Raw genomic sequence first — 21,176 nt, 5'->3', positions numbered from 1 at the left:
AGCGTACGCGGTGACGCACTGGACGGTACTGGTGACGTGGCGTAACCATGGGCGTTGAACGGTGTGGTTCGGTGGGCGGGTGCGCGGGAGGTGGCCGGTGGTGGCCGACAGCGGCGGCGTGGTGGGGATCGGCGGGGGCGGCGAGCCGGAGTCGTCCGACAGTCTGCGGACGTTCGGCGCGATGGTCCAGGCGTTGCGCGAGCACGCGGGGCTGAGCCGGGAGGAGTTGGCCGAGGCCATCGGCTACTCCAAGCACATGGTGGCGTCGGTGGAGCTGGGGCGGCGGATGCCGGACGCGGCGTTCGTGGAGGGGGTGGATCGGGCGCTGGGCAACACAGGTGCGCTGATCCGGGCGGCTCAGCATCTGGGGCGTCAGCCGGGGTTGGCGGCTTGGTTCAGGAAGTGGGCGGGGCTGGAGGCCACGGCGATCACCCTGTACACGTATGAGTGCCGGCTGGTGCCGGGCCTGTTGCAGACGGAGGCGTACGCGAGGGCGCTGTTCAGCGATCGGCTGCCGCTGCTGGACGACGCCCAGATCGAGGAGCACTGGGCCGCTCGGGCCGAGCGCCAACGCCTGTTGCGGGAGCGGCCCAACACGGCGTTCAGCTTCATCCTGGAGGAGCAGCTGTTCCTTCGGCACACGGGCGGCGCGGGAGTCACGCGTGAACTCCTCGATCACTTGCTGGAGATCGTCCAGTTGCGCAACGTCGAAATCCAGATCATGCCTCTGGTGCAGGAGTCGCATGCCGGGCTGGCGGGGCCCATCCAGCTGCTCGAAACCCCGGAAAACCGCTGGTTCGCCTACTGCGAGGGACAGCGCGGTGGCCTGCTCGTTTCCGACGCGAAAGAGATCAGCGTCCTCCAGAGCCGATATGCCAGGATGCGTTCACAGGCTTTCACCATCCCGGACTCTGTGAGCCTGTTGCAGCGGATGCGAGGGGATCTATGAGCGCCGACGACCTGGCTTGGTTCAAGTCCAGCTACAGCAGCAGCGGGGACGGCGACTGTGTCGAAGTAGCCGCCGCCCCCACTGCCATCCACGTCCGCGATTCGAAGAACGCGGACGGGCCTCAGCTCATCCTCTCCTCCGACGCCTGGGCCGACTTCATCCCGTACGCCTCCCGAGGCTGATCCCCCGGCGGCGCATCCACCACACCAGCCCGCCTCCCACAGCGGCCAGCGCTGCCGCGAGCGCGGTGAAGAGGCCCACCGGGGTGTTCGAGCCGGTGTCCGCGAGGTCACCGCCCGGCGGCTTCGGCTGGTCGCCGGGGGCGCCCGGGGTCGGGTCCTGGGACGGCGTCGGGTCCGGCTTGCCCGGGTCGTCGGTGGGATCGTCGGTCGGTGTCGGGTCGGGGTCCTGCGTCGGCGGCGGCTTCGGCGTGTCACCGCCGCCGGAGTCGGTCACCTTGCCGCCGCCGAAGTAGAGCGTGTCGGTGTCGCGGTACGACGTGTCGTCGGACTTGCGGGAGTTGACGGTCGTGTTGTCGAGGTCCCGGTTCTCGACGTTGAACTGCGTGCGGGTGATGTTCCGCTTGGGCTGCTTGGAGAAGTCCACACCGCCGACGATGTAGACCCGTACGCCCTGCGCGGTGTCCACGTCGTACGTGAACTCGCCCTCGGTGTAGATCTTCCGGTACTTGCGGAACAGCTCGTCCTTGTCCCAGTTCTGGTTCGGCGCGCGCAGCGGCCACGCCTTGACGTCGTCGCTGTTGATGATCGACCGGAAGTCGGTCGGGTTCTTCGCGTCCTGCTGGCGGATGTACTCGGCGGCGACCCGCGAGGTGTAGACGCGGCGCAGGTCGGCGTACTGCGGGGCCGTGTTGATCTGCTTCTCGACCTCGGGGACGATCATCGAGTCGATGACCGCCTGGGCGGCCGCGATCTCGGCGTCGTTCGGGTCGCAGATCGGCTCGCCCGGACCCTCGGTGACGGTCTCCTGCGCGGTCGACTTCAGGGCCAGCGGGGCGTCGAGGATGTAGATGCCGCCGTCCTGCTCGCGCACCTGCGCGGGCTTGGGCTCGATCCAGTTCCGCAGGCCCGGCATGCACGGGTTGCCGTTCTGCTTGGGCAGGGCCGCCCAGTACCGCCTGCCGAGGTCGGTCTTGGGGTCCATCGCCTTGTAGAAGTCGTGCTTCATCTGGAGGTCGGCTTCGAGCAGGATGCGCCCGGCGTCGGTGGAGGCGAACTTGGAGTCCATGACGCGGTCGGGCTCGTCCGGGTTGAGGTTGACCCAGAACTTGTCCGGCGTCAGCGCGAGCCAGGTGAACATCGCGTCGGAGGCGAGCTGCATCTTCGCCTCGCCGCCCCAGCCGGGGTTGGTGTCCGGGTCGGGCATCTGATCGGCGCGCATGCTGTACTGCATGCCCTTGCCCTTGCCGAGGCCGCCGACGTAGCGCAGTTCGAGGCTGGTGAAGTCGATGCCGCCGGGGCCGCCCCTGGGCAGGGTGCCGCGGGTGTCGAGGCGGCGGGCCTCGGCCTGGATCTGCTTGGCCTCCGCGGGTGTGCGACCGGAGTCCAGGGCCCGCTGGTTGGCCGGGCCCCGGGTACCGCAACTGTTGGCGGCGGCCAGGGGCTGCGCTCCGCCGGTCTGGCAGCCGGGGGCGAACCAGCGCTGGTGGTCCGAGTAGCCCTTGATGGGGGTGGTCCTGCCGACCGGGTTGTAGATGCGCTGGTTGCCGCGTACCTGGTTGGCCTTGCCGCGCTCTCGTTCGAGTTCGCGGTTGAAGTCGTCGATCAGCTTCTGCTGGCCGGTGGTGAACTTCTTCGCGCCGGTGAAGCGGAAGGTGTGGTCCGTCAGGGAGCGGGCGACGACCCGGTCCTTGGCGAGCTGGTCGGCCCTCGGCTTGGAGTTCGACTTGAACTCGTTGAATTCCTTGGTGCGCTTGTTGTAGGAGTCGTAGCGGCGTTCGCCGACCTTGTTGCCCTCGGCGTCGAAGAGTTCGACGTAGACCTCACACAGCCAGTCGGGGCCGACGAGCTTGTAGTCCCGTACGAGCTGACGCTCGAACCCGGCACCCTTGTTCACGTTGGTCTGGTTGCGGATGTAGACCTTGTCGAACCACGTTTTGAAGGGTCTCTTCTTACCGGTGTTCAGCCAGCGGGCGTAGATCTCCATGGCCCGGTCGGCGGGCTTGCCGGAGGCGTCGGCGATCTTCCGCCAGGCATTGACGTTCTTCTCCGTGTCCCCCGGGACCTGGGAGAGGGCCTTCTTCTCCTCGGCCGCCGTGGGGGCCTGAAGCCCGTCGTACGCCAGACCGGGCAGGTCGAACTCGTAGTTCTTCGGAAGGTCGTCGGCCTTGTGGAAGTTGCCGAGCGGGCTGTTGGGGAACCCGGAGTTCGCCGGCGTCCTGGTGGCGGCCGGCAGACCGTTGCGGACGTCGCAGCGGCGGTCGCGCTTGTCGAAGCCGGGCTTGAGTCTGGCCGACACCGCCGGACCGGCGGAGGCGGTGTCGACGGGCATGCCGGGCAGGCCGGTCAGGGTGACGGCGGCCGCCAGGCCCGCGGCGGCCGTGAGGCGTGCTGTGAGCCGCCACCGCGTGGGTATGTGGAGCGCTCGATTGAAGATGACGTCTTCCCTCGTTGTGGGGGGCACTGAGGGGGTGTGGGTGGCGCGTGAGGCCCCCGTGACGTGTACGCGCCGGGGCTCACCATAGGACCCGAAGTCGTCGTAATCAGGGGATTGTTGGCGTTGACGGCGTTGGTGATGTTGTCAGCGGAGCATCAATTGTGAGCGAAGAGTGGGCAGTTGACTGCCGCGGACGGTGCCGTCCGGCAAGGGGTACCTCGTCAGAGGCGTCCGCCCGGTGCGCCGAGCGGCTACACCGGGCACCACAGACACCACACAGAACTCTTACAGGACCGGACCCCTGCGGGACCCCGCCGCTAGCCGCCGACGAAGTACAGCTCTTCCATCCGGGACGTGGCGAACTCGCTGTGCCGTACGCGAAAGGCCGTGGTTTCCAGGTGCTTCTTGCCCCAGGGGTCGGCCTTGCCCAGGGCCAGAGCGGCGAAGCCGGACCATTCGATGTCGGCCGGGTCCTCCTCGTCCAGGCCGAGATCCTCCAGCGTCTCGGCGGGGACACCGAGGGCGGCGGCGATCACAGCCGGGTCGCCCGTCACCTCGAACGGGTCGTCCCCGGGCCAGCCGGTGGCGTGGAACATGGCCCCGTCCGGCAGCCAGACGAGGTCCTCGGTGTGGTCCGCACCGCCGTGGAAATGGACGCGGCCGACGATACGGGCGTCGGGATAGCGCTCACGCAGGACGCGGGCCTCGCTCAGGACGGGGGTGTCGTTGCCGTTGTCGGCCAGCGCCGGGCCGCTGAAGCCGAGGACAGGGCCCCATGCGGCGGCGTGCACGATGTCCAGGTCGGACCGTGTGTCCGTATAGGGCGGCACGTCGAGGACGGACCGGGGGCCGAGGTCCTCCAGGATCTCGTCGACGGTGCCCAGGGACGCGGCGAACTCGGCAGCGCGGGCCGGGTCGTTGGCGGGGAGCGCGCCCGCGTCGACGTCGAACGGCGGGAGGAGGACGGTGAGGTTGCAGTGACCCATGGATCCGCGCACCACGCGGTCGGGCGGGAGGGTCCAGAAGCTGTCGTCGGTCATGCGGGCCACCGTAGAGGGTGCAACGGGGCTGCTTCGGGGGCGATGTGCCAGGATGCGGTGAATGAGCACCGACAAGCTCACCGAGTGGACCGACGAGCTGACCCAGGGGTGACCCGGCATGATCGGAACCGTGTTCCGGAGCGATGACGTGCCCACGGAGCACCGGTTCGACTACTGGGCGGAGTTGATGCACCGGGCGATCGCACCCAGTCATATGAGCTGCGAGTTCGCCGACGACTTCTGGGCGCGGCAGCGGCTGTTGGAGCTGGGGCCGGTGCTGGCGTGGCCGACGGCGCATCTGGTGACCGGGTTCCGGCGTACGGAGAAGCTGGTGCGGCAGTCCGACCCGGAGATGTACCACCTGTCGTTGGTGCTCGGCGGCGGGCTGGGGTTCGAGCATGTGGGGCGGGCCGAGGCGTACGGCCCGAGCGACCTGTGGGTGAGCGACACGTCACGCCCGTACGAAGTGCACGTGCCGGCCGGTCTGGGCCGTCAGGTGATCTGGGGCGTCGGCGTGGACTTCCCCAAGGCGCTGCTGCCGCTGCCTCCCGCCCGGGTCCGTCAGCTGCTGGGGCGGCGTCTGTCGGCGCGGGACGGGGTGGGGGCTCTGCTGACGGGTTTCCTCACGGGCCTGGAGCAGCAGGCGGACGCGCTCCAGCCGTCCGACGCGCCTCGGCTGGGTACCGTCCTGATCGACCTGCTGTCGGCCTGGTTCGCCCATGTGCTGGAGGTGGAGGACGCGTTGCCTGCGGAGACGCGGGAGCGGGCGCTGACGACGCGGATACGGGCGTTCATCCGGCAGAACCTGCACGACCCGGAGCTGACGCCGCGAGTGGTAGCCGCCGCGCACCACATCTCGCTGAGCTATCTGCACCGGCTGTTCCAGGAGGACACCCCCGGCGAGACCGTTGCGGCCTGGATCCGCGCCCAACGCCTCGAAGGCGCCCGCCGCGACCTGGCGAACTCCGCGCTCACCACCACCCCCGTCCACACCATCGCCACCCGCTGGGGCCTGCCCCGCGCCTCCGACTTCACGCGGGCGTTCCGGGGGGCGTACGGGGTGTCTCCGACGGAGTACCGGGCGCGGGCGGCGGCCGCGCGGGAGACGGGGTAGACCGGTCGGCAACGCACTCGTGGACGCACGGGTAATGACGCCGACGGAGCGGCCGTGATCCAGTCGGACTTTGACCGTCATCGGCGAGGAGCCCATGCTCACGTCTCATTTCTCCCGTACCGAGTGGTGGATCGCCGCCGCTGTGGCCGGCGTCGCCATGGCCGTGGCGCTGGCGTCGTTGATCCCCGCGTGGAAGGACAGATGGAAGGCGGCCCTGCCCGTCCTGGGGGCAGCCGTCTTCGTGGGGCTGAGCACTCCTTTTGAGGAAGCCGACGGGGATCCCACAGCCCTGATGCTGTTCACCGCCCTCGCGCTCGGGCTCGCGCTCATGCGGGTCGTCTTCGCCGGTTACATCGGACGCCAACAGGAGCTGGCCCGTTCGGGCGGGACGTGGGAGAGACTGACCACCAGGCAGGCCGTGGTCTTCTTCCTCGCCTTCACCACGGTCGTGGCACTCATGGCCGGCTTTCTGTAGGAGGCGTGGATCGTGGTGACTCTCTGGATCGCCGCCGCCGTGGCCGGCGTCGCCCTGGCGGTGGCGTTCGCGTCCCTGTTCCCCAATACGCGGAGGGGCAAGTGGGAGGCGGTCCTGCTCGTACTGGCCGCCGCGGCATTCGCGGCCCTGCGGGCCCTGCCCGAGGGGCCCGAGAACGAGAACGGGGACCCCCGCACCGCCCTGCTGGTCTTCATCGGCGCAGCAATCTACTTCGCCCTCATGCGCGTCAGCTTCATCGGATGGTTCAGACGCCAGGAGGAACTGGTCCGACTGGGTCGCCCCGTCGAGAAGCTGAAGGCCAGGCACTACACGGTCATGGTCCTCGGCGTCGTGGTGACCATCGCCGTCATGATCCCCCTCTGGTAGGCCCTCGTGACCTCCCCTTTGAACGGCAACTCGTTCTCGTAGAAGTCTTGCGAGACTGGGTCTGTGAGTGATCACACCTACGGGCCCGGCGAGGGCCCGACCAAGTCCGCCTCGATCTCCTTGCACGAGGGCACCATCGAAGCTCTCCGCTCCCGCGTCGGCGAGCGCGGCATGTCCGCCTACGTGGAGGCCGCGGTCCAGCGGCAGATCGAGCGGGACCAGCTCGACGAACTCATCGCCGCGAACGAGGAGATGCACGGCCCCCTCACCCAGGAGGAGATCGACGCGGCCGAGCGCGAGATGTCTGGCGAAGGCCGGGGCGACCGGACGGTGGTGTGAACGGCACCTGGGTTCTCGGCAGTGAGGCTTGTCCCTGTATCTGTGGGCCGACCGGACGAGGACCGCACGGGCTCGCCGCCGCCCGTGAGCGGGACGCCAGAGAGGCCGTCACGCGGATGAAGGACAGCGGCAGGACTGGCGGGCACAAGTACGCCCTGGACGCGATCGTCGCCGCCACCGCCCGCGCGGCACAGCCCGCCGTGCCCGTCCTGACCTCCGACGACCTCGACGATCTCAAGCCGCTCTGCGGCAAGCAGGTCGAGGTCCGGCAGGTCTGACCCGGGCATCGGGCCTCCCCCCGCTCCCGGGGGCCGGTCAGCGTCTCAGGTCCATGACCCCCACTCCGAGGCCGTCGTACACACCCGGTTCCACCGTGGCGACCAACGCCCCTGTCGGAAGTGTCTGGTTGGGCCTCGCGGCGTGGACGGCGGCCGAGGTGTCCTGGGCGATCCCCGCTCGCCCCAGCTCGGCAACCGTCACGGCCATGGCGTAGTCGTCGTCGATCATGGACAACACGTCCACCAGGACACCCACGTGGTCGACCATGCCCGCGCGACGGCGCTCGGCTTCCAGGAGGCACAGGACGGGCACCCACAGGCGAACGTCATCACTCGCCGCCGCGGCGTGGACGAGGCCGGAGACCTGCTTGTCGCCCCCCAGTGCCACGAGGGTGGGCGCGTCAAGAACGTAATGCTCGGTCTGGCTCAACGAGACGACTCCACCTGCGCGAGGGCGGCCCTGTGGGCAGCCGTGGCCTCCCGCATCTTGCGGCGCATCTCGGCGGACTCCTCGTCGGACACGTCGTGTCCGAAGCGTTCGGCGAGCACGGCCCGCGTGCGATCGGCACGTTCCTTGATCTGCTCGGGAGTCAGTGTCGACGCGGCTATGTCCTGCATGAGAGCACGAAGGCTCGTCCCCCGGGCCTCGGCCACGGCGGCGAGCTGGTCACGGACTTCGGCGGGCACGCGGATCATGACGTCGGACATGCGGCGAGTATACGTGACGTATACGCCCGGCGGCCGACAGCGGCTCGGGGGTTGAGGAATCCGTGTCAGAGCGTGCGCCAAGCAGCCCGGTACGGGTCGACCTCCGGGGCGCCGTCTCGTACTGAATTGGAGCGGTACCGCTTCCTGGATGACTCGGATGTGCAGAAGGTGCAGGCAAAGCGGCGTTCGCACAACCGGCTCGCGTTCGCGGCCCAGTTGACAAGTGTGCGGCACCTGGGCCGGTTCATGCCGGACCCGTGCTGCCGCCCGGGGGGGGGACGACGCCGGTCCGGCGAGGAGATCACCGGGCATGACCTGAAGGTCACGGGCATCATCGGAGAACCGCGGGCGTACCGCATGGCCTGGGCCATGAGGTACGCCCCCACGTTCCGTCGCCCGCCCTTCGCTACTGGCCAAAGGCGGGGCCGGCCTCTGCCATGTCGAAATAGTCGCGCCATTCAGTGATGAGGCCGTCGTTGACCTCGAAGACGCCCATGACCCTGATCACGATCACGCGTTCCCCTGATTGCAGGGTGTCGACGCGCTCGTTCATGACCACGTTGCCGGAGGCGACCTGGTGCTTGACGTCCCAGTGGATGCGGTCGAACTGCTTGAAGCCGTCCACGCAGGCGTCGCGGATGCCAGCGCGGCCGAGGATGGGCTCCACGGGGATGTTGTGGTAGCAGGCGTCTTCGGCGAAGTGTCTGCTGACGGCGTCAGGATCGCGGCTGGGGTCGTTCCAGCTGTCGGCGAGGGAACGTACGACTTCGTCAGGACTCATCATCGCGGGGCTCGCTTTCACGGTAAGGGTGATCGGGTCTCCGGCCGGGTCTCCGCAGCGCGTTCGGTGCGAGCTCCACGATACAGAAAGTTGAACTGCGTGCAAATATGCACGGCGTCCAGGTCTGTATGATCGATCCGGGAGGATGAGCCATGAGCCTGCGTGAACGGAAGAAGCTGGCAGCCTGGCGCGCCATCCAGAGCGCCGCACTGCGGCTTTTCGAGGAGCGCGGGTTCGAGGCCGTCAGCGTGGAGGAGATCGCCGCCGCCGCGGACGTCTCCCGCAGCACCTTCTTCAATTACTTCGCCAGCAAGGAAGCCGTCGTCTTCGACCAGGACCCCGAGCAGCGGGAGCAGTGGCGCGCGATCATGGCCGCCCGGCCGGACGAAGAGCCCTTGTGGGACTCACTGACGGCGATCCTGGTCGGATTCAACGAACTCCTCAGCGACCGCGTCCCACTGCAACGGCGACTGAAGGACCGCTCCCCCGCCCTCGCGCAGTCGAGTTGGGACGTTGTGGGTGAGCAGTTCCTCGCCGACGTGCGCGAATGGACGGCGTCGCGCGCCTCCGAAGGCGACACCATGACGGCGACTCTCAAGCTCAACCTGGCATTCGCCGCGCAGAGCACCGCTTACGAGACGTGGGGTGCGGACGAGCCCTTCGAGGACTACCTACGACGGTTGAAGTACTGCCTGCACGCGGCGGCCCCCATGGGACCGCCAGAGCCGACATCCGGCTCCTGACCCTCCGGCAAGGACAGGTCAGCCCCTGGGCGACCCGCGCCGCCGCCCGGCAGGCCCTCCGGTGTGGCGCCGAAGTACCCCGGGGAACCAGCGACAGCTGATCAGGGGAGCCCCCCAGTACCGAGGCCGTACTCGGGCATGGCGATCGACCCTGGTGATGAGTTTTCGCGCCCGCCCCCGTCATATCTGCGTCGGGACACGATGAGACGGAAGGATGACGTGATGGGTGCGGACACGCGGCTGGAGGAGATGGGCGTGAGCGGTCTGGGTGAGGTCGACGAGCCGGCCTTCTCGGAACTCGCGGAGCGGCACCGGCGGGAGCTGCACGTGCACTGCTACCGGATGCTCGGGTCGTTCGAGGACGCCGAGGACACCGTGCAGGAGACGTTCATGCGTGCCTGGCGGCGGCGGGAGACCTTCGAGGGACGGTCGACGTTCCGGGCCTGGTTGTACCGGATCGCCACCAACGTCTGCCTGGATCTGCTCGCCAAGCGCCGCCCGGAGCCTGCAACCGGCGGTGAGGTGCTGTGGCTGCAGCCCTACCCGGACCGGCTGCTCGACGAGGTGCCCGCGGGCGACGCGGACGAGCCGGAGGCCGTCGCCGTCGCGCGGGAGACGATCGAGCTGGCCTACCTGGTCGCGGTCCAGCACCTCGCGCCGCGCCCGCGGGCCGTGTTGATCCTGCGGGATGTGCTCGGCTGGCCGGCGAAGGACGTTGCGGAGATCCTGGGGGACTCCGTCAACTCCGTGAACAGCGCCCTGCAGCGGGCCCGTGCCGGCATGCGGGAGCACCTGCCCGCCGAGCGGCAGGACTGGACCGGCGGCGAGGAGGATGCCGGGACGCGTGAGCTGGTGCGCCGCTACACCGAGGCCAGCGTGGCCACGGACGTCAAGGCGCTCGCCTCGATGCTGCGCGACGACGTCCGTTTCTCGATGCCGCCCACGCCGGGGCTGTATGTCGGCCGCGACACGGTGGTGAACTACATGGTCGACAGCGGCTTCGAAGGCATGAAGGGCCTGCGCGCCGTCCAGACCACCGTGAACCGGCAGCCCGCCCTCGCCTTCTACCTCTGGCAGCAGCAGGAGGGCGCGTACCTGCCGCTGACGATCGACGTCCTGCGCATCACCGGCGGGGCGATCACCGAGATCGTCACGTTCCACGACGACCGGTTCCCGCAGCTCGGACTGCCGGAGCACCTGCCGGCCGACGGCACGGAGTAGTCCCGGTGCGCACGCTCGCGCTGCGCGGCGGCGCGCGTGTCGCCGTGATCGCGGCGGAGTGGCACGACGTGTTCTGCCTCGTCACCCGTGGCCGGGTGCAGCTGGAGCTGCGCGAGGGCGAGCCGGGTCCGGTCCTCGAACGCGATGCCGGGTTCTGGCTCCGCGGCACCGGCGTCCGCGCCCTGCGGAACCCGGGCCGCCGCACGGCGAGGGTACGCGTCATCACTCCGCCCAGGAGCCATGGCCCTCGTCGGCGGCGGTCGGCGGTCGGCGGTGAGCCGGGCGTCGGCCTCTCGCCCGGCTCACCGCCGGAGCACTACGCCGCGTGCTCCACGAAGCGTCGGGCCGTCTGCGTGAGCAGTTCGTGGCCGTCGCCCGCCCACAGGTCGTCGTTGAAGAGTTCGACCTCGATGGGGCCCGTGTAGCCCGCCGCCTCGACGTAGGACTTCCACTCGCGCATGTCGATCGCGCCGTCGCCGATCTGGCCCCGGCCCGTCAGCACGCCCTGGGGCAACGGGGTGATCCAGTCGGCGAGTTGGAAGGTGTGGATGCGGCCGGAGGCACCCGCGCGGGCGATCGCCGCCGGAGCCGTGTCGTCCCACCAGATGTGGTACGTGTCCACGGTCACGCCCACCTGCTCCGCCGGGAAGCGTTCCGCGATGTCCAGTGCCTGCGACAGCGTCGACACCACGCAGCGGTCGGAGGCGAACATCGGGTGCAGGGGCTCGATCGCGAGACGGACGCCGTTCGACGCCGCGTACGGGCCCAGCTCCGCCAGCGCGTCCGCGATGCGCTCCCGCGCCCCGTGCAGGTCCTTCGAACCCGCCGGGAGACCCCCCGAGACCAGCACCAGCGTGTCCGTGCCGAGCGTCGCCGCCTCGTCGATCGCCTTGCGGTTGTCGGCCAGGGCCGCCGCCCGCTCGGCCGGGTCGATCGCCGTGAAGAAGCCGCCCCGGCAGAGGGTGGTGACCGCGAGGCCCGCCTCGCGGACCAGCTTGGCCGTCGCGTCCAGGCCGTACTCGGCCACCGGCTCGCGCCACAGGCCCACGCCCGTGATGCCCAACTCCACGCAGCCGTCGACCAGTTCGGGCATCGACAGCTGCTTCACCGTCATCTGGTTGATGCTGAAGCGCTCAAGTCCGCCGCCGGTGCTCACTGGGCCACTCCGTACAGGGAGAGCAGGTTCTTCATCCGGGTCTCCGCCAGCGCCGGGTCCGGGAACAGGCCCAGGCCGTCGGCGAGTTCGTAGGCACGGGCGAAGTGCGGGAGGGAGCGGGCCGACTGCAGGCCGCCGACCATCGTGAAGTGCTCCTGGTGGCCCGCCAGCCACGCCAGGAAGACCACGCCCGTCTTGTAGAAGCGGGTCGGGGTCTGGAAGAGGTGGCGGGACAGCTCGACGGTCGGGTCCAGGAGCTCCCGGAAGCCCTTCACGTCACCCGTGTCCAGGACGCGCACCGCCTGGGCCGCCAGCGGGCCCAGCGGGTCGAAGATGCCGAGCAGCGCGTGGCTGAAGCCCTTCTCGTCGCCCGCGATCAGCTCGGGGTAGTTGAAGTCGTCGCCGGTGTAGCAGCGGACGCCCTGCGGGAGCCGGCGGCGGATGTCGATCTCGCGCTGGGCGTCCAGCAGGGAGACCTTGATGCCGTCGACCTTGTCGGGGTGGGCGGCGATCACGGCGAGGAAGGTCTCCGTGGCCGTGTCCAGGTCCGACGAGCCCCAGTAGCCCTCCAGCGCCGGGTCGAACATGGGGCCGAGCCAGTGCAGGACGACCGGCTCGGCGGCCTGGCGGAGCAGGTGGCCGTAGACCTCCAGGTAGTCCTCGGGACCCGAGGCCGCCGCCGCCAGCGCGCGCGAGGCCATCAGGATCGCCTGGGCGCCCGACTCCTCGACGAGCGCCAGCTGCTCCTCGTACGCCTTGCGGATGTCCGGCAGGGAGGCGGGGCCCGTGAGCTGGTCGGTGCCCACGCCGCAGGCGATCCGGCCACCGACCGACTTCGCCTCGGCGGCGCTGCGGCGGATCAGCTCCGCCGCGCCCGCCCAGTCGAGGCCCATGCCGCGCTGCGCGGTGTCCATCGCCTCGGCGACGCCCAGGCCGTGCGACCACAGGTGGCGGCGGAAGGCGAGGGTGGCGTCCCAGTCGACGGCGGCGGGCGAGTCCGGGGACACGTCCGCGAACGGGTCCGCGACGACGTGCGCCGCCGAGAAGACCGTACGGGAGGTGAGGGGGGTGCCCGGGGACACCGCCAGGGGTTCGGTACGGGGGGTGTAGGTCTTGAACCGGCCGTTCCCGTCCGGGAGTTGGATCGTCACAGCTGGATCTCCGGTACGTCGAGACGGACGCCCTCGGCGGAGGACTTCAGGCCCAGTTCGGCGAGCTGGACGCCGCGGGCGCCGGCCAGCAGGTCCCAGTGGTAGGGCGCGTCGGCGTAGACGTGCTTGAAGAACAGCTCCCACTGCGCCTTGAAGCCGTTGTCGAACTCGGCGTTGTCGGGCACCTCCTGCCACTGGTCGCGGAAGGAGTAGGTGGCGGGGATGTCGGGGTTCCACACCGGCTTGGGGGTGGCGGAGCGGTGCTGGACCCGACAGTTGCGCAGGCCGGCGACCGCCGAACCCTCCGTGCCGTCGACCTGGAACTCCACCAGCTCGTCGCGGTTGACGCGCACGGCCCAGGAGGAGTTGATCTGGGCGATCGCGCCGCCGTCCAGCTCGAAGATGCCGTACGCGGCGTCGTCGGCGGTGGCGTCGTAGGGCTTGTCCTGCTCGTCCCAGCGCTGCGGGATGTGCGTGGCGGTGAGCGCCTGGACGGACTTCACGCGGCCGAACAGCTCGTGCAGGACGTACTCCCAGTGCGGGAACATGTCGACGACGATGCCGCCGCCGTCCTCCGCGCGGTAGTTCCAGGAGGGGCGCTGGGCCTCCTGCCAGTCGCCCTCGAAGACCCAGTAGCCGAACTCGCCCCGGATGGAGAGGATGCGGCCGAAGAAGCCGCCGTCGATGAGGCGCTTGAGCTTCAGCAGGCCCGGCAGGAACAGCTTGTCCTGGACGACGCCGTGCTTGATGCCGGCGGCGTTCGCGAGCCGGGCCAGCTCCAGGGCGCCGTCGAGGCCGGTGGCGGTCGGCTTCTCGGTGTAGATGTGCTTGCCGGCGGCGATCGCCTTCTTGATCGCCTCCTCACGGGCCGAGGTGACCTGGGCGTCGAAGTAGATCTCGACGGTCGGGTCGGCGAGGACCGCGTCGACGTCGGTGGAGACGTTCGCCGGGTCGAGGCCGTGCTGCTCGGCGAGCGCCTTCAGCGCGTGCTCGCGGCGGCCGACGAGGATCGGCTCCGGCCAGAGCACGGTGCCGTCGCCCAGGTCGAGACCGCCCTGCTCGCGGATGGCGAGGATCGAGCGGACGAGGTGCTGGCGGTAGCCCATGCGTCCCGTCACGCCGTTCATGGCGATCCGTACGGTTCTGCGTGTCACGGCCGGTCCTTTCGTTGGTGTGCGTTCGTTTGTGCGTACGCGTCGGGCGCCGCGTACGCCCGACGAAAGGGTGAGCGTCACAGCAAGCGCTTTCTATCCAATGAGAAGCTAGCCTCTGAGCAGCGGTCTGGACAAGACCGCGAGGGGGTCGAGTTGTTCGAGGGGGCGAACGGCGATCGCGGTCGTATGGTTCCCCGACAGCCCGAACGAGACGCGCACCCGGAGGACGAGAAAACGATGACTGTGACCCTGGCGGACGTGGCGGCCCGTGCGCAGGTGTCGCCGGCGACCGTCTCCCGGGTGCTCAACGGGAACTATCCGGTGGCCGCGTCCACGCGCGAACGGGTACTGAAGGCCGTCGACGAGCTGGACTACGTCCTCAACGGCCCCGCGAGCGCGCTCGCCGCCGCCACCTCCGACCTGGTCGGCATCCTGGTGAACGACATCGCCGACCCCTTCTTCGGGATCATGGCCGCGGCCATCCAGTCCGAGATCGGGGGGCCCGGCGGGCGCGCGGGCGGGGAGCGGCTGGGTGTGGTGTGCAACACGGGCGGCTCCCCGGAGCGCGAGCTGACGTACCTCACGCTGTTGCAGCGGCAGCGGGCCGCCGCCGTGGTGCTGACCGGTGGGGCCATCGAGGACCCGGCGCACCTGGCCGCCGTCGGCAACAAGCTGCGGAAGCTGGCGGAGGCCGGGACGCGTGTGGTGCTGTGCGGGCGACCGCCCACGCCGGAGGCCATCGCGATCACCTTCGACAACCGGGGCGGCGGCCAGGTGCTGACCGAGCACCTGATCGGGCTGGGCCACCGGCGCCTCGGGTACATCGCCGGGCCGGAGGAGCGGACGACGACCCGGCACCGGCTTGAGGGGCATCGTGCGGCGCTGGCGGCGGCCGGCATCGAGGACGACCCCAGATGGACCGTGTACGGCCGCTACGACCGGCTCTCCGGGTACGAGGCGACGCTGGAGCTGTTGCGCCGGGATCCCTCCCTGACGGCCGTGGTCGCCGCCAACGACACGGTGGCGCTGGGCGCTTGCGCGGCACTCCGGGACTCCGGGCTGCGCATCCCCGACGACGTGTCGGTGGCCGGGTTCGACGACCTGCCCTTCAGCATCGACGCGGTGCCGGCCCTGACGACGGTACGGCTGCCGCTGTCGGACGCGGGGGCCCGGGCCGGACGGATCGCCATGGGGCGCGAGGAGCCGCCGCCGGGCGGGATCGCCACCGTGCGGGGGGAGTTGATGGTGCGGGGGTCGAGCGGGGTACCTCGGGAGGGGTGAGGGGCGGGCCGGCCGGGCCGGGGCCGGACAGGTCGAGCCAGGCACCCACATGGCCAAAACCCTACGGTGTGCGAGCGTGGATCTTCTCAACTTCGGCGTGAAGAAGGCGAGTTGACCTACGTTGGTGCCTGATCATCAGCACCGAGACATCGGAACACCGGAGGCCTGCCGTGGTGAACGACGACCCCTCGACCGAAACCGGAACCGGAACCGGAACCGGTAGGGGTGCCCGGCCCCGCCCCCGTATCGACACCAGCAAGCCGCACTCGGCCCGCTTCTGGAACTACTTCGTCGGCGGCAAGGACTACTACGAGGTCGACCGGGAGATCGGGGACCACATCAAGGAGATCTTCCCGGGTCTCGTCGACGTGGCCGTCACCAGCCGGCACTTCCTGGGCCGCGCCGTCCGCCACCTGGCCGACGAGCAGGGCGTACGTCAGTTCCTGGACGTCGGCACCGGGCTGCCGACCGCCGACAACACCCACGAGGTCGCCCAGCGCGCCGCCCCCGACGCCCGGATCGTGTACGTCGACAACGACCCGATCGTGCTGGCCCACGCGGATGCCCTGCTCGCCGGCACCCCCGAGGGCCGCACGGTCTATCTGAACGCCGACCTCTACGCCCCCGAGACCATCCTGGAGGCGGCGGCCGACACCCTCGATCTCTCCCGGCCGGTCGCCCTGATGATCCTCAACACGCTCGGCCATGTCGCCGACCACGACCAGGCACGCGACCTGGTGAGCCGCCTGATGGCGGGCCTGCCGTCGGGGAGCCACCTGGTGATCAGCGACAGCACCGCCACCAGCGAGGGCATGATCGCCGCGTCGGAGGCGTACAACGCGAGCGGCGCGGTGCCGTACCACGTCCGCAGCGTCGCCGAGATCGCCGCCTTCTTCGACGGCCTCGACCTGGTGGACCCGGGCGTCGTCCGGGTGCCCGAGTGGCGCCCCGACCACAGGGACCCGGCCGACGCCGCCTCGGCTGTCGACGCGTACTGCGGGGTCGGACGCAAGCCCTGAGCCGCGCCGCTCACGGGCTCGGACGGGACGGGAGTCCCGCGGGCGGCCTGGGGGTGCGCGTGGTGTTGAACGCCTGGGTGGCCGCGGTCGTCAGGGCGACGGTGCAGAGTGCTGTGCCGCCGAGGACGAGCGGGTTCACCCAGCCGGGTACCAGCTCGGTTCCCATGCCCTCCTCGTCCGGCGCGTGTCACCGTCGTGGCCGCGACGGCCAACGTCGCCAGGAACGGGGCGAGGACAAGGGCGAAGAGGTGGAAGGACGCCATACTCCCTCACCGAGCGTGACCGTTCGACGCGCGAGGGTCACCGGGCCGCCGTACGTTGGGCGGGCAAGGCAGTACACCACCCCACCAAGGAGTAACCATGGCCGCCAAGGACAAGGGCAGCATGGACAAGATCAAGGGCAAGGCCAAGGAGATGACCGGGAAGGTCACCGGCGATCGCGCGCAGCAGGCCGAGGGCAAGATGCAGCAGGCGCGCGGCGAGGCGAAGAAGGCGAAGGGCAAGACGCAGGAGCGCGTGCAGGAGCGTACGCGGGAGGCGGAGCGCCCGGCGCGACGCACCGGCATCTGACGCCGCCGCCGAGCGCGCCACGCCGCCGACGCGCGGGCGTGTGACGCCGACGCGCGAGCGCGGCTGATGGCAGTGGAAGGGGGCTCCCCCTGAGTGGGGAGCCCCCTTCGCTTGTCGCTGGTGCGTAGCTCGGGGTTCGCGGGTACTCGGCGCGCATGGAGACCCAGGTGGCAGGGCCGGCGTTGCCGGAGAGCAGGGGCGCCGTCTCGGCTGCCGTCACGCGGTTTCTGCGGGGCGCGGGGCCGCCGCCCGAGAGCCGGCTGATCGCCGGGGCCGACCCGTTCGGCGACGATCTCCAGCTCGCGCTCTACCTCTGCTACGAACTGCACTACCGGGGCTTCGCCGACGTCGACGCCGACCTCGAATGGGATCCGGAGCTGCTGCGCTGCCGGGCGGCCCTGGAGTGGCCGTTCCTCGAAAGCCTGCGCGACCGGGCGACCCGGCACGTGAGTGCCCAGGACGCCCTGGACGACCTGCTCGTGGAACCGGCGGGCGGCGACGGCGACGGTGGCGGCGGGGTCGGCGACTACCTCCAGGACGAGGGCGAACTGTGGCAGGTGCGCGAGTACGCCGCGCAGCGCTCCCTCTACCACCTGAAGGAGGCCGACCCGCACGCCTGGGTGCTGCCCCGCCTGTGGGGGCGGGCCAAGGCGGGCATGGCCGCCGTCGAGTTCGACGAGTTCGGCGGGGGCCGGGCCGAGCGGGTGCACGCGCGTCTCTTCGCCGACCTCATGACCGACCTGGGGCTCGACCCGACGTACGGCCGGTATGTCGACGCCGCCGGCGCCGAGGCGCTCGCCCTGGTGAACCTGATGTCCCTCTTCGGCCTGCACCGGGCGCTGCGCGGTGCCCTCGTCGGACACTTCGCGACGGTCGAGATCACCTCCTCCCCCGGCTCCCGCCGGCTCGCCCGCGCCATGCGGCGGACCGGGGCCGGCGCCGCCGCCGAGCACTTCTACGACGAGCACGTCGAGGCCGACGCCGTGCACGAGCAGGTCGTACGACGGGACGTCGTCGCCGGGCTGCTGGAGGAGGAACCACAACTGGACGCCGACGTCGCCTTCGGCGTCGACGCCACCAACCACCTGGAGGACGCCCTCGCCGCCCGCCTCCTCACCGCGTGGCGCACGGGCCGATCGTCACTCCGCACGCCCGTCTGAGGAGGCGAGGAGGGGGACGGGGAAGGCCGTCACCGCAGGACGTCGCCGCTCCGAGGCGGCGTCGACGAGAGGGGAGAGCTGGTGAGCATCCGTGCCGAACGGTTCCGCTGACCGCCGTCGCGTCGCCCTGCAACGGCCCGGGCCGTTGCTGGTCGAGGGGCCGGTCGAGGTCGTGTTGGAGGACGGTACGACGGTGTCGTCGGACCGCTTCTGCGTGGCCCTGTGCACCTGCCACCGCAGCCGCGTCTACCCGTGGTGCGACACCAGCCACCGGCGCCGGGCCCCCGCCGGTGAGCGCAGGCCCACCACCGGTTCAGCCTCCACAGCGACCCCCGACGACCGCCGCCGCACCCAGCCGCCGCCCGACTGAAGGGACCCCCGAGTCATGCAGCAGAAGCAGCCCGCGCAGAAGTCGTACTGGATCGAGAGCGCGCCGCAGGAGGGCGCGTACCCGGCGCTGGACGGGGAGTTGGTCGTCGACGTGGCGGTGGTGGGGGCCGGGATCGCGGGGATCAGTACGGCGTGGGAGCTGGCCCGGCGGGGGCGGCGGGTGGCCCTGCTGGAGGCGGACCGCGTCGCCGCCGGCGTCACCGGGCACACGACCGCCAAGGTGACCGCGCTGCACACGCTGATCTACGACCGGCTGCGGCGGACCCGTGGCGCCGAGGCCGCCGCGCTGTACGCGCGGTCCCAGACCGAGGCGATCCGGCACGCCGCCGAGGTGGTGGACGAGCTGGGGATCACCTGCGACTGGGAGGACGCGGCGTCCTTCACATACGTCGAGGACGAGGGCGGAGTCGCGGAGCTGCGCGCCGAGGCGGAGGCGGCGCGCGAGGCCGGGCTGCCCGCCGAGTTCGTGACGGAGACGGGGCTGCCGTTCCCGGTCGCGGGGGCGGTACGGGTGGCGGACCAGGCACAGTTCCACCCCCGTAGGTACCTGCTCGCCCTGGTCGACGATCTGGTGCGGCTGGGCGCGGCGGTGCACGAGGGGACGCGGGTGGTGCGGCTCAAGGAGGGGTCGCCGTGCCGGCTGACGACCGACGCGGGGGCCACGGTGACCGCCGAGGACGTCGTGGTCGCCACGCACTACCCCGTGTTCGACCGGGCGCTGCTCTTCACCCGCCTCTCCGCGCGCCGCGAACTCGTCCTCGCCGCGCCGGTCCCGGCCGAGGCCGACCCGCACGGCATGTACATCACGCAGGAGCAGCGGACGCGTTCGGTGCGGACCACCCCGTACGACGAGGGGCGGCGGCTGCTGATCGTCACCGGGGAGCACTTCACCCCGGGCACCGCCGAGGTCGACGAACGGTTCGGGCTGCTGGCGGACTGGGCCACCGAACGCTTCGGCCCTCTCGATTTCACCCACCGCTGGGCCACGCAGGACAACGACTCCACCGACTCCGTCCCCCTCGTCGGGCCCTTCCACGCGGGCAGCCGGCACAGCTGGGTGGCGACCGGGTTCGGCGGCTGGGGCATGAGCGGCGGCATCATGGCCGGGCGGCTGCTGGCCGAGCAGATCACCGGGCACAAGTCGCCGTGGAGCGACCTGTACGACCCGCGCCGGGTGCTCAGCGCGGTGCGGGAGGCGCCGAGTTTCCTCAAGCACCAGGCTCAGGTGGCCCGGCACTTCGTCGGCGACCGGATCGGCGCGGCCGGGGGCGGCTCCGTGGAGGCCATCGCCCCCGGGGACGGCGCAGTCGTCCGGGTCGGCGGGCATCAGTGCGCGGTCCACCGCGACGAGGCGGGCTCGCTCCACGCCGTCTCCGCCCGCTGCACGCACATGGGCTGCCTGGTCGGCTTCAACCGCGCCGAACGCGCGTGGGAATGCCCCTGCCACGGCTCCCGCTTCGACCCCGAGGGCCACATCCTCCAGGGCCCGGCGACGAAGCCACTGGAACGACGGGACATCTGAGATGGGCCACCTCGTCCCCCCGTTCCCTTCCACCCCCCGGCCCACCCCCGGCGGGGTGCCGCCGTGGCCCGGGCAACGTGTACGGTCCGAAGGCATGAAACTCGCGTTCTCCACCCTCGGTGTCCCCGGTCTCCCCATCGCCGACGTCGTACGACTCGCCGCGACGCACGGCTACCACGGCGTCGAACTGCGTGCCCACCCCGAGGAGCCGGTGCATCCGGGCATCGGGGCCGACCAACGGGCCGAGGTGGCGGCCGAGTTCAAGGCGGCGGGCGTGGAGATCCTGGGGCTCGCCGGCTACGCGCGGGTCGCCGCGCCGGGCGACGACGGTCCCGTACTGGACGAGATCCGCGCCCTCCTCGACCTGGCCCGGGACCTGGGCGCCCCCTTCGTCCGTGTCTTCCCCGGCGCCGACCTGGCCGGCGGCCAGAGCGCGGACGAGGCCGACGCGATCGCGGCCCGGCGGCTGGGCACGGCGGCGGAGGACGCGGCCGACCGGGGCGTACGCGTCCTGCTGGAGACCCATGACTCCCACCGCACCGGCGCCGACGCGATCCGGGTGCTCGGCCCGGTCGGACACGGCAGCGTCGGCTCGCTCTGGGACGTGATGCACACCTGGCTCGGCGGCGAACAGCCCGCCGAGTCCTACGCCGCCCTCTCCCCCTTCCTCGGCTACGTCCAGGTCAAGGACATCGCCTCCGCCGACGACACCACCCCGGTCGCGCTCGGCGCGGGGGTCCTCCCGCTCGGCGAGTGCGTCGAACTGCTCTCCCGCAAGGACTGGGACGGCTGGCTGTGCTGGGAGTACGAGAAGCGGTGGTACGAGGCGGCCGCGCCGCTGCCGGAACTGCTGGCGGCGGGACGGGAACACCTCGGCCGGCTCCTCAACGACGCGGCGTGACGCGCGCACATCCCAACTGCCCGTAAAACACTGGCCTGAGCTTGAAAAATCAAGCTCAGGCGTTGTGTGTCACGGATTTTGACCACGAATCAGTATCGAGTCACCCAAAGCCGATCACCCGCCGAGCAGATACCGACAGTAACTCTTGGAAAACGGAGCGCTCCGGTACGCGCTTGCAGCAGACTTGCCACCCGCGAACAGCCATGCGCAACTGGCTACGT

26 protein-coding genes are annotated in these 21,176 nt (G+C 70.6%); 17 read left to right on the top strand and 9 right to left on the bottom strand.

Features of this window, described 5'->3' with window-relative positions:
- The first annotated feature begins 97 nt into the window (after positions 1-97).
- Together PUR53_RS44050 and PUR53_RS44045 are read left to right on the top strand one after the other, a co-directional pair.
- Positions 98-949 (top strand): helix-turn-helix domain-containing protein, encoded by an 852-nt coding sequence (locus PUR53_RS44050; protein ID WP_329912239.1) that lies wholly within the window; start codon positions 98-100, stop codon positions 947-949.
- The gene (locus PUR53_RS44045; RefSeq protein WP_329897258.1) at positions 946-1,131 is read left to right on the top strand and encodes a DUF397 domain-containing protein; all 186 of its coding nucleotides are present in this window, start codon (positions 946-948) and stop codon (positions 1,129-1,131) included. The genes PUR53_RS44050 and PUR53_RS44045 overlap by 4 nt, the downstream gene beginning before the upstream one ends.
- Here PUR53_RS44045 and PUR53_RS44040 read toward each other — a convergent pair.
- The gene (locus PUR53_RS44040; RefSeq protein WP_329912238.1) at positions 1,106-3,592 is read right to left on the bottom strand and encodes a hypothetical protein; all 2,487 of its coding nucleotides are present in this window, start codon (positions 3,590-3,592) and stop codon (positions 1,106-1,108) included. The two genes, PUR53_RS44045 and PUR53_RS44040, sit on opposite strands and share 26 nt — an antisense overlap.
- Positions 3,593-3,882: 290 nt before the next feature.
- The gene (locus tag PUR53_RS44035) at positions 3,883-4,605 is read right to left on the bottom strand and encodes a DUF6333 family protein (RefSeq protein WP_329897260.1); all 723 of its coding nucleotides are present in this window, start codon (positions 4,603-4,605) and stop codon (positions 3,883-3,885) included.
- Positions 4,606-4,723: 118 nt separating this feature from the next.
- On the opposite strand from PUR53_RS44035, the gene PUR53_RS44030 reads away from it, so the two are divergent.
- From PUR53_RS44030 to PUR53_RS44010, 5 genes are all read left to right on the top strand, one after another.
- The gene (locus tag PUR53_RS44030; protein WP_329897261.1) at positions 4,724-5,719 is read left to right on the top strand and encodes a helix-turn-helix domain-containing protein; all 996 of its coding nucleotides are present in this window, start codon (positions 4,724-4,726) and stop codon (positions 5,717-5,719) included.
- Positions 5,720-5,813: 94 nt separating this feature from the next.
- Positions 5,814-6,194, top strand: a complete 381-nt coding sequence (locus tag PUR53_RS44025; RefSeq protein ID WP_329912237.1) for a hypothetical protein — start codon at positions 5,814-5,816, stop codon at positions 6,192-6,194.
- 12 nt (positions 6,195-6,206) lie between these two features.
- Entirely contained in the window at positions 6,207-6,581 is a 375-nt protein-coding gene (locus PUR53_RS44020) for a hypothetical protein (RefSeq protein ID WP_329897263.1), read from the top strand.
- 63 nt (positions 6,582-6,644) lie between these two features.
- Positions 6,645-6,920 carry a hypothetical protein gene (locus tag PUR53_RS44015; RefSeq protein WP_329897264.1) on the top strand — a complete coding sequence of 92 codons (276 nt, stop codon included), beginning with the start codon at positions 6,645-6,647 and terminating at the stop codon, positions 6,918-6,920.
- A gap of 116 nt (positions 6,921-7,036) precedes the next feature.
- Positions 7,037-7,198: a hypothetical protein gene (locus PUR53_RS44010; RefSeq protein ID WP_329897265.1), complete on the top strand. Its 162-nt coding sequence runs from the start codon at positions 7,037-7,039 to the stop codon at positions 7,196-7,198.
- Positions 7,199-7,235: 37 nt separating this feature from the next.
- Here PUR53_RS44010 and PUR53_RS44005 read toward each other — a convergent pair whose 3' ends face one another.
- Positions 7,236-7,628, bottom strand: coding sequence for a hypothetical protein (locus PUR53_RS44005; RefSeq protein WP_329897266.1), 393 nt, complete (start codon positions 7,626-7,628; stop codon positions 7,236-7,238).
- A complete protein-coding gene (locus PUR53_RS44000; protein WP_086799644.1) occupies positions 7,625-7,906 on the bottom strand; it encodes an Arc family DNA-binding protein in 282 nt (93 codons plus the stop codon). The genes PUR53_RS44005 and PUR53_RS44000 overlap by 4 nt, the downstream gene beginning before the upstream one ends.
- A gap of 72 nt (positions 7,907-7,978) precedes the next feature.
- Between PUR53_RS44000 and PUR53_RS43995 the strand changes: the two genes are divergently transcribed.
- Complete coding sequence (locus tag PUR53_RS43995) at positions 7,979-8,371, top strand: DUF4158 domain-containing protein (RefSeq protein WP_329912236.1); 393 nt, start codon at positions 7,979-7,981, stop codon at positions 8,369-8,371.
- On the opposite strand, the gene PUR53_RS43990 is transcribed toward PUR53_RS43995, so the two are convergent.
- Positions 8,313-8,690 (bottom strand): limonene-1,2-epoxide hydrolase family protein, encoded by a 378-nt coding sequence (locus tag PUR53_RS43990; protein ID WP_329912235.1) that lies wholly within the window; start codon positions 8,688-8,690, stop codon positions 8,313-8,315. The genes PUR53_RS43995 and PUR53_RS43990 overlap by 59 nt on opposite strands.
- A 149-nt stretch (positions 8,691-8,839) precedes the next feature.
- Between PUR53_RS43990 and PUR53_RS43985 the strand changes: the two genes are divergently transcribed.
- Positions 8,840-9,430, top strand: a complete 591-nt coding sequence (locus PUR53_RS43985; protein WP_329912234.1) for a TetR family transcriptional regulator — start codon at positions 8,840-8,842, stop codon at positions 9,428-9,430.
- A 222-nt stretch (positions 9,431-9,652) separates the two neighbouring features.
- Positions 9,653-10,651 (top strand): RNA polymerase subunit sigma-70, encoded by a 999-nt coding sequence (locus PUR53_RS43980; RefSeq protein WP_329897270.1) that lies wholly within the window; start codon positions 9,653-9,655, stop codon positions 10,649-10,651.
- A 316-nt stretch (positions 10,652-10,967) separates the two neighbouring features.
- On the opposite strand, the gene PUR53_RS43975 is transcribed toward PUR53_RS43980, so the two are convergent.
- The 3 genes from PUR53_RS43975 to PUR53_RS43965 are packed head-to-tail and all read right to left on the bottom strand — an operon-like array spanning position 10,968 to position 14,112.
- Positions 10,968-11,765 (bottom strand): sugar phosphate isomerase/epimerase family protein, encoded by a 798-nt coding sequence (locus tag PUR53_RS43975; protein WP_443080440.1) that lies wholly within the window; start codon positions 11,763-11,765, stop codon positions 10,968-10,970.
- Between the two features lie 38 nt (positions 11,766-11,803).
- Positions 11,804-12,958 carry a dihydrodipicolinate synthase family protein gene (locus PUR53_RS43970; RefSeq protein WP_329897272.1) on the bottom strand — a complete coding sequence of 385 codons (1,155 nt, stop codon included), beginning with the start codon at positions 12,956-12,958 and terminating at the stop codon, positions 11,804-11,806.
- Positions 12,955-14,112 carry a Gfo/Idh/MocA family protein gene (locus PUR53_RS43965; RefSeq protein WP_033531296.1) on the bottom strand — a complete coding sequence of 386 codons (1,158 nt, stop codon included), beginning with the start codon at positions 14,110-14,112 and terminating at the stop codon, positions 12,955-12,957. The genes PUR53_RS43970 and PUR53_RS43965 overlap by 4 nt, the downstream gene beginning before the upstream one ends.
- A 237-nt stretch (positions 14,113-14,349) precedes the next feature.
- Here PUR53_RS43965 and PUR53_RS43960 point away from each other — a divergent pair, with 237 nt between their 5' ends.
- Together PUR53_RS43960 and PUR53_RS43955 are read left to right on the top strand one after the other, a co-directional pair.
- On the top strand, positions 14,350-15,393 hold the full coding sequence (locus tag PUR53_RS43960) for a LacI family DNA-binding transcriptional regulator (protein WP_239754528.1): 1,044 nt from the start codon (positions 14,350-14,352) through the stop codon (positions 15,391-15,393).
- A 245-nt stretch (positions 15,394-15,638) separates the two neighbouring features.
- Entirely contained in the window at positions 15,639-16,412 is a 774-nt protein-coding gene (locus PUR53_RS43955) for an SAM-dependent methyltransferase (RefSeq protein ID WP_329897346.1), read from the top strand.
- Positions 16,413-16,422: 10 nt separating this feature from the next.
- Here PUR53_RS43955 and PUR53_RS43950 read toward each other — a convergent pair whose 3' ends face one another.
- On the bottom strand, positions 16,423-16,578 hold the full coding sequence (locus tag PUR53_RS43950; RefSeq protein ID WP_329897273.1) for a hypothetical protein: 156 nt from the start codon (positions 16,576-16,578) through the stop codon (positions 16,423-16,425).
- A 194-nt stretch (positions 16,579-16,772) separates the two neighbouring features.
- On the opposite strand from PUR53_RS43950, the gene PUR53_RS43945 reads away from it, so the two are divergent.
- The 5 genes from PUR53_RS43945 (at position 16,773) to PUR53_RS43925 (ending at position 20,955) form a co-directional block, all read left to right on the top strand.
- Positions 16,773-16,982, top strand: coding sequence for a CsbD family protein (locus PUR53_RS43945; RefSeq protein ID WP_329912232.1), 210 nt, complete (start codon positions 16,773-16,775; stop codon positions 16,980-16,982).
- Positions 16,983-17,137: 155 nt separating this feature from the next.
- The gene (locus PUR53_RS43940; protein ID WP_329912231.1) at positions 17,138-18,142 is read left to right on the top strand and encodes an iron-containing redox enzyme family protein; all 1,005 of its coding nucleotides are present in this window, start codon (positions 17,138-17,140) and stop codon (positions 18,140-18,142) included.
- A 91-nt stretch (positions 18,143-18,233) separates the two neighbouring features.
- A complete protein-coding gene (locus PUR53_RS43935; RefSeq protein WP_329897276.1) occupies positions 18,234-18,512 on the top strand; it encodes a CDGSH iron-sulfur domain-containing protein in 279 nt (92 codons plus the stop codon).
- A 15-nt stretch (positions 18,513-18,527) separates the two neighbouring features.
- On the top strand, positions 18,528-20,054 hold the full coding sequence (locus PUR53_RS43930; RefSeq protein WP_329912230.1) for an FAD-dependent oxidoreductase: 1,527 nt from the start codon (positions 18,528-18,530) through the stop codon (positions 20,052-20,054).
- A 94-nt stretch (positions 20,055-20,148) separates the two neighbouring features.
- Positions 20,149-20,955: a sugar phosphate isomerase/epimerase family protein gene (locus tag PUR53_RS43925; RefSeq protein WP_329897278.1), complete on the top strand. Its 807-nt coding sequence runs from the start codon at positions 20,149-20,151 to the stop codon at positions 20,953-20,955.
- Positions 20,956-21,176 lie beyond the last annotated feature (221 nt).

The sequence above is a fragment of the Streptomyces sp. SP18BB07 genome, assembly GCF_036322545.1.
Classification (GTDB): Bacteria; Actinomycetota; Actinomycetes; order Streptomycetales; family Streptomycetaceae; genus Streptomyces; species Streptomyces deccanensis.
Note: the sequence above shows the minus strand (reverse complement) of the source record. Positions and strands in the feature narration are given on the sequence as shown.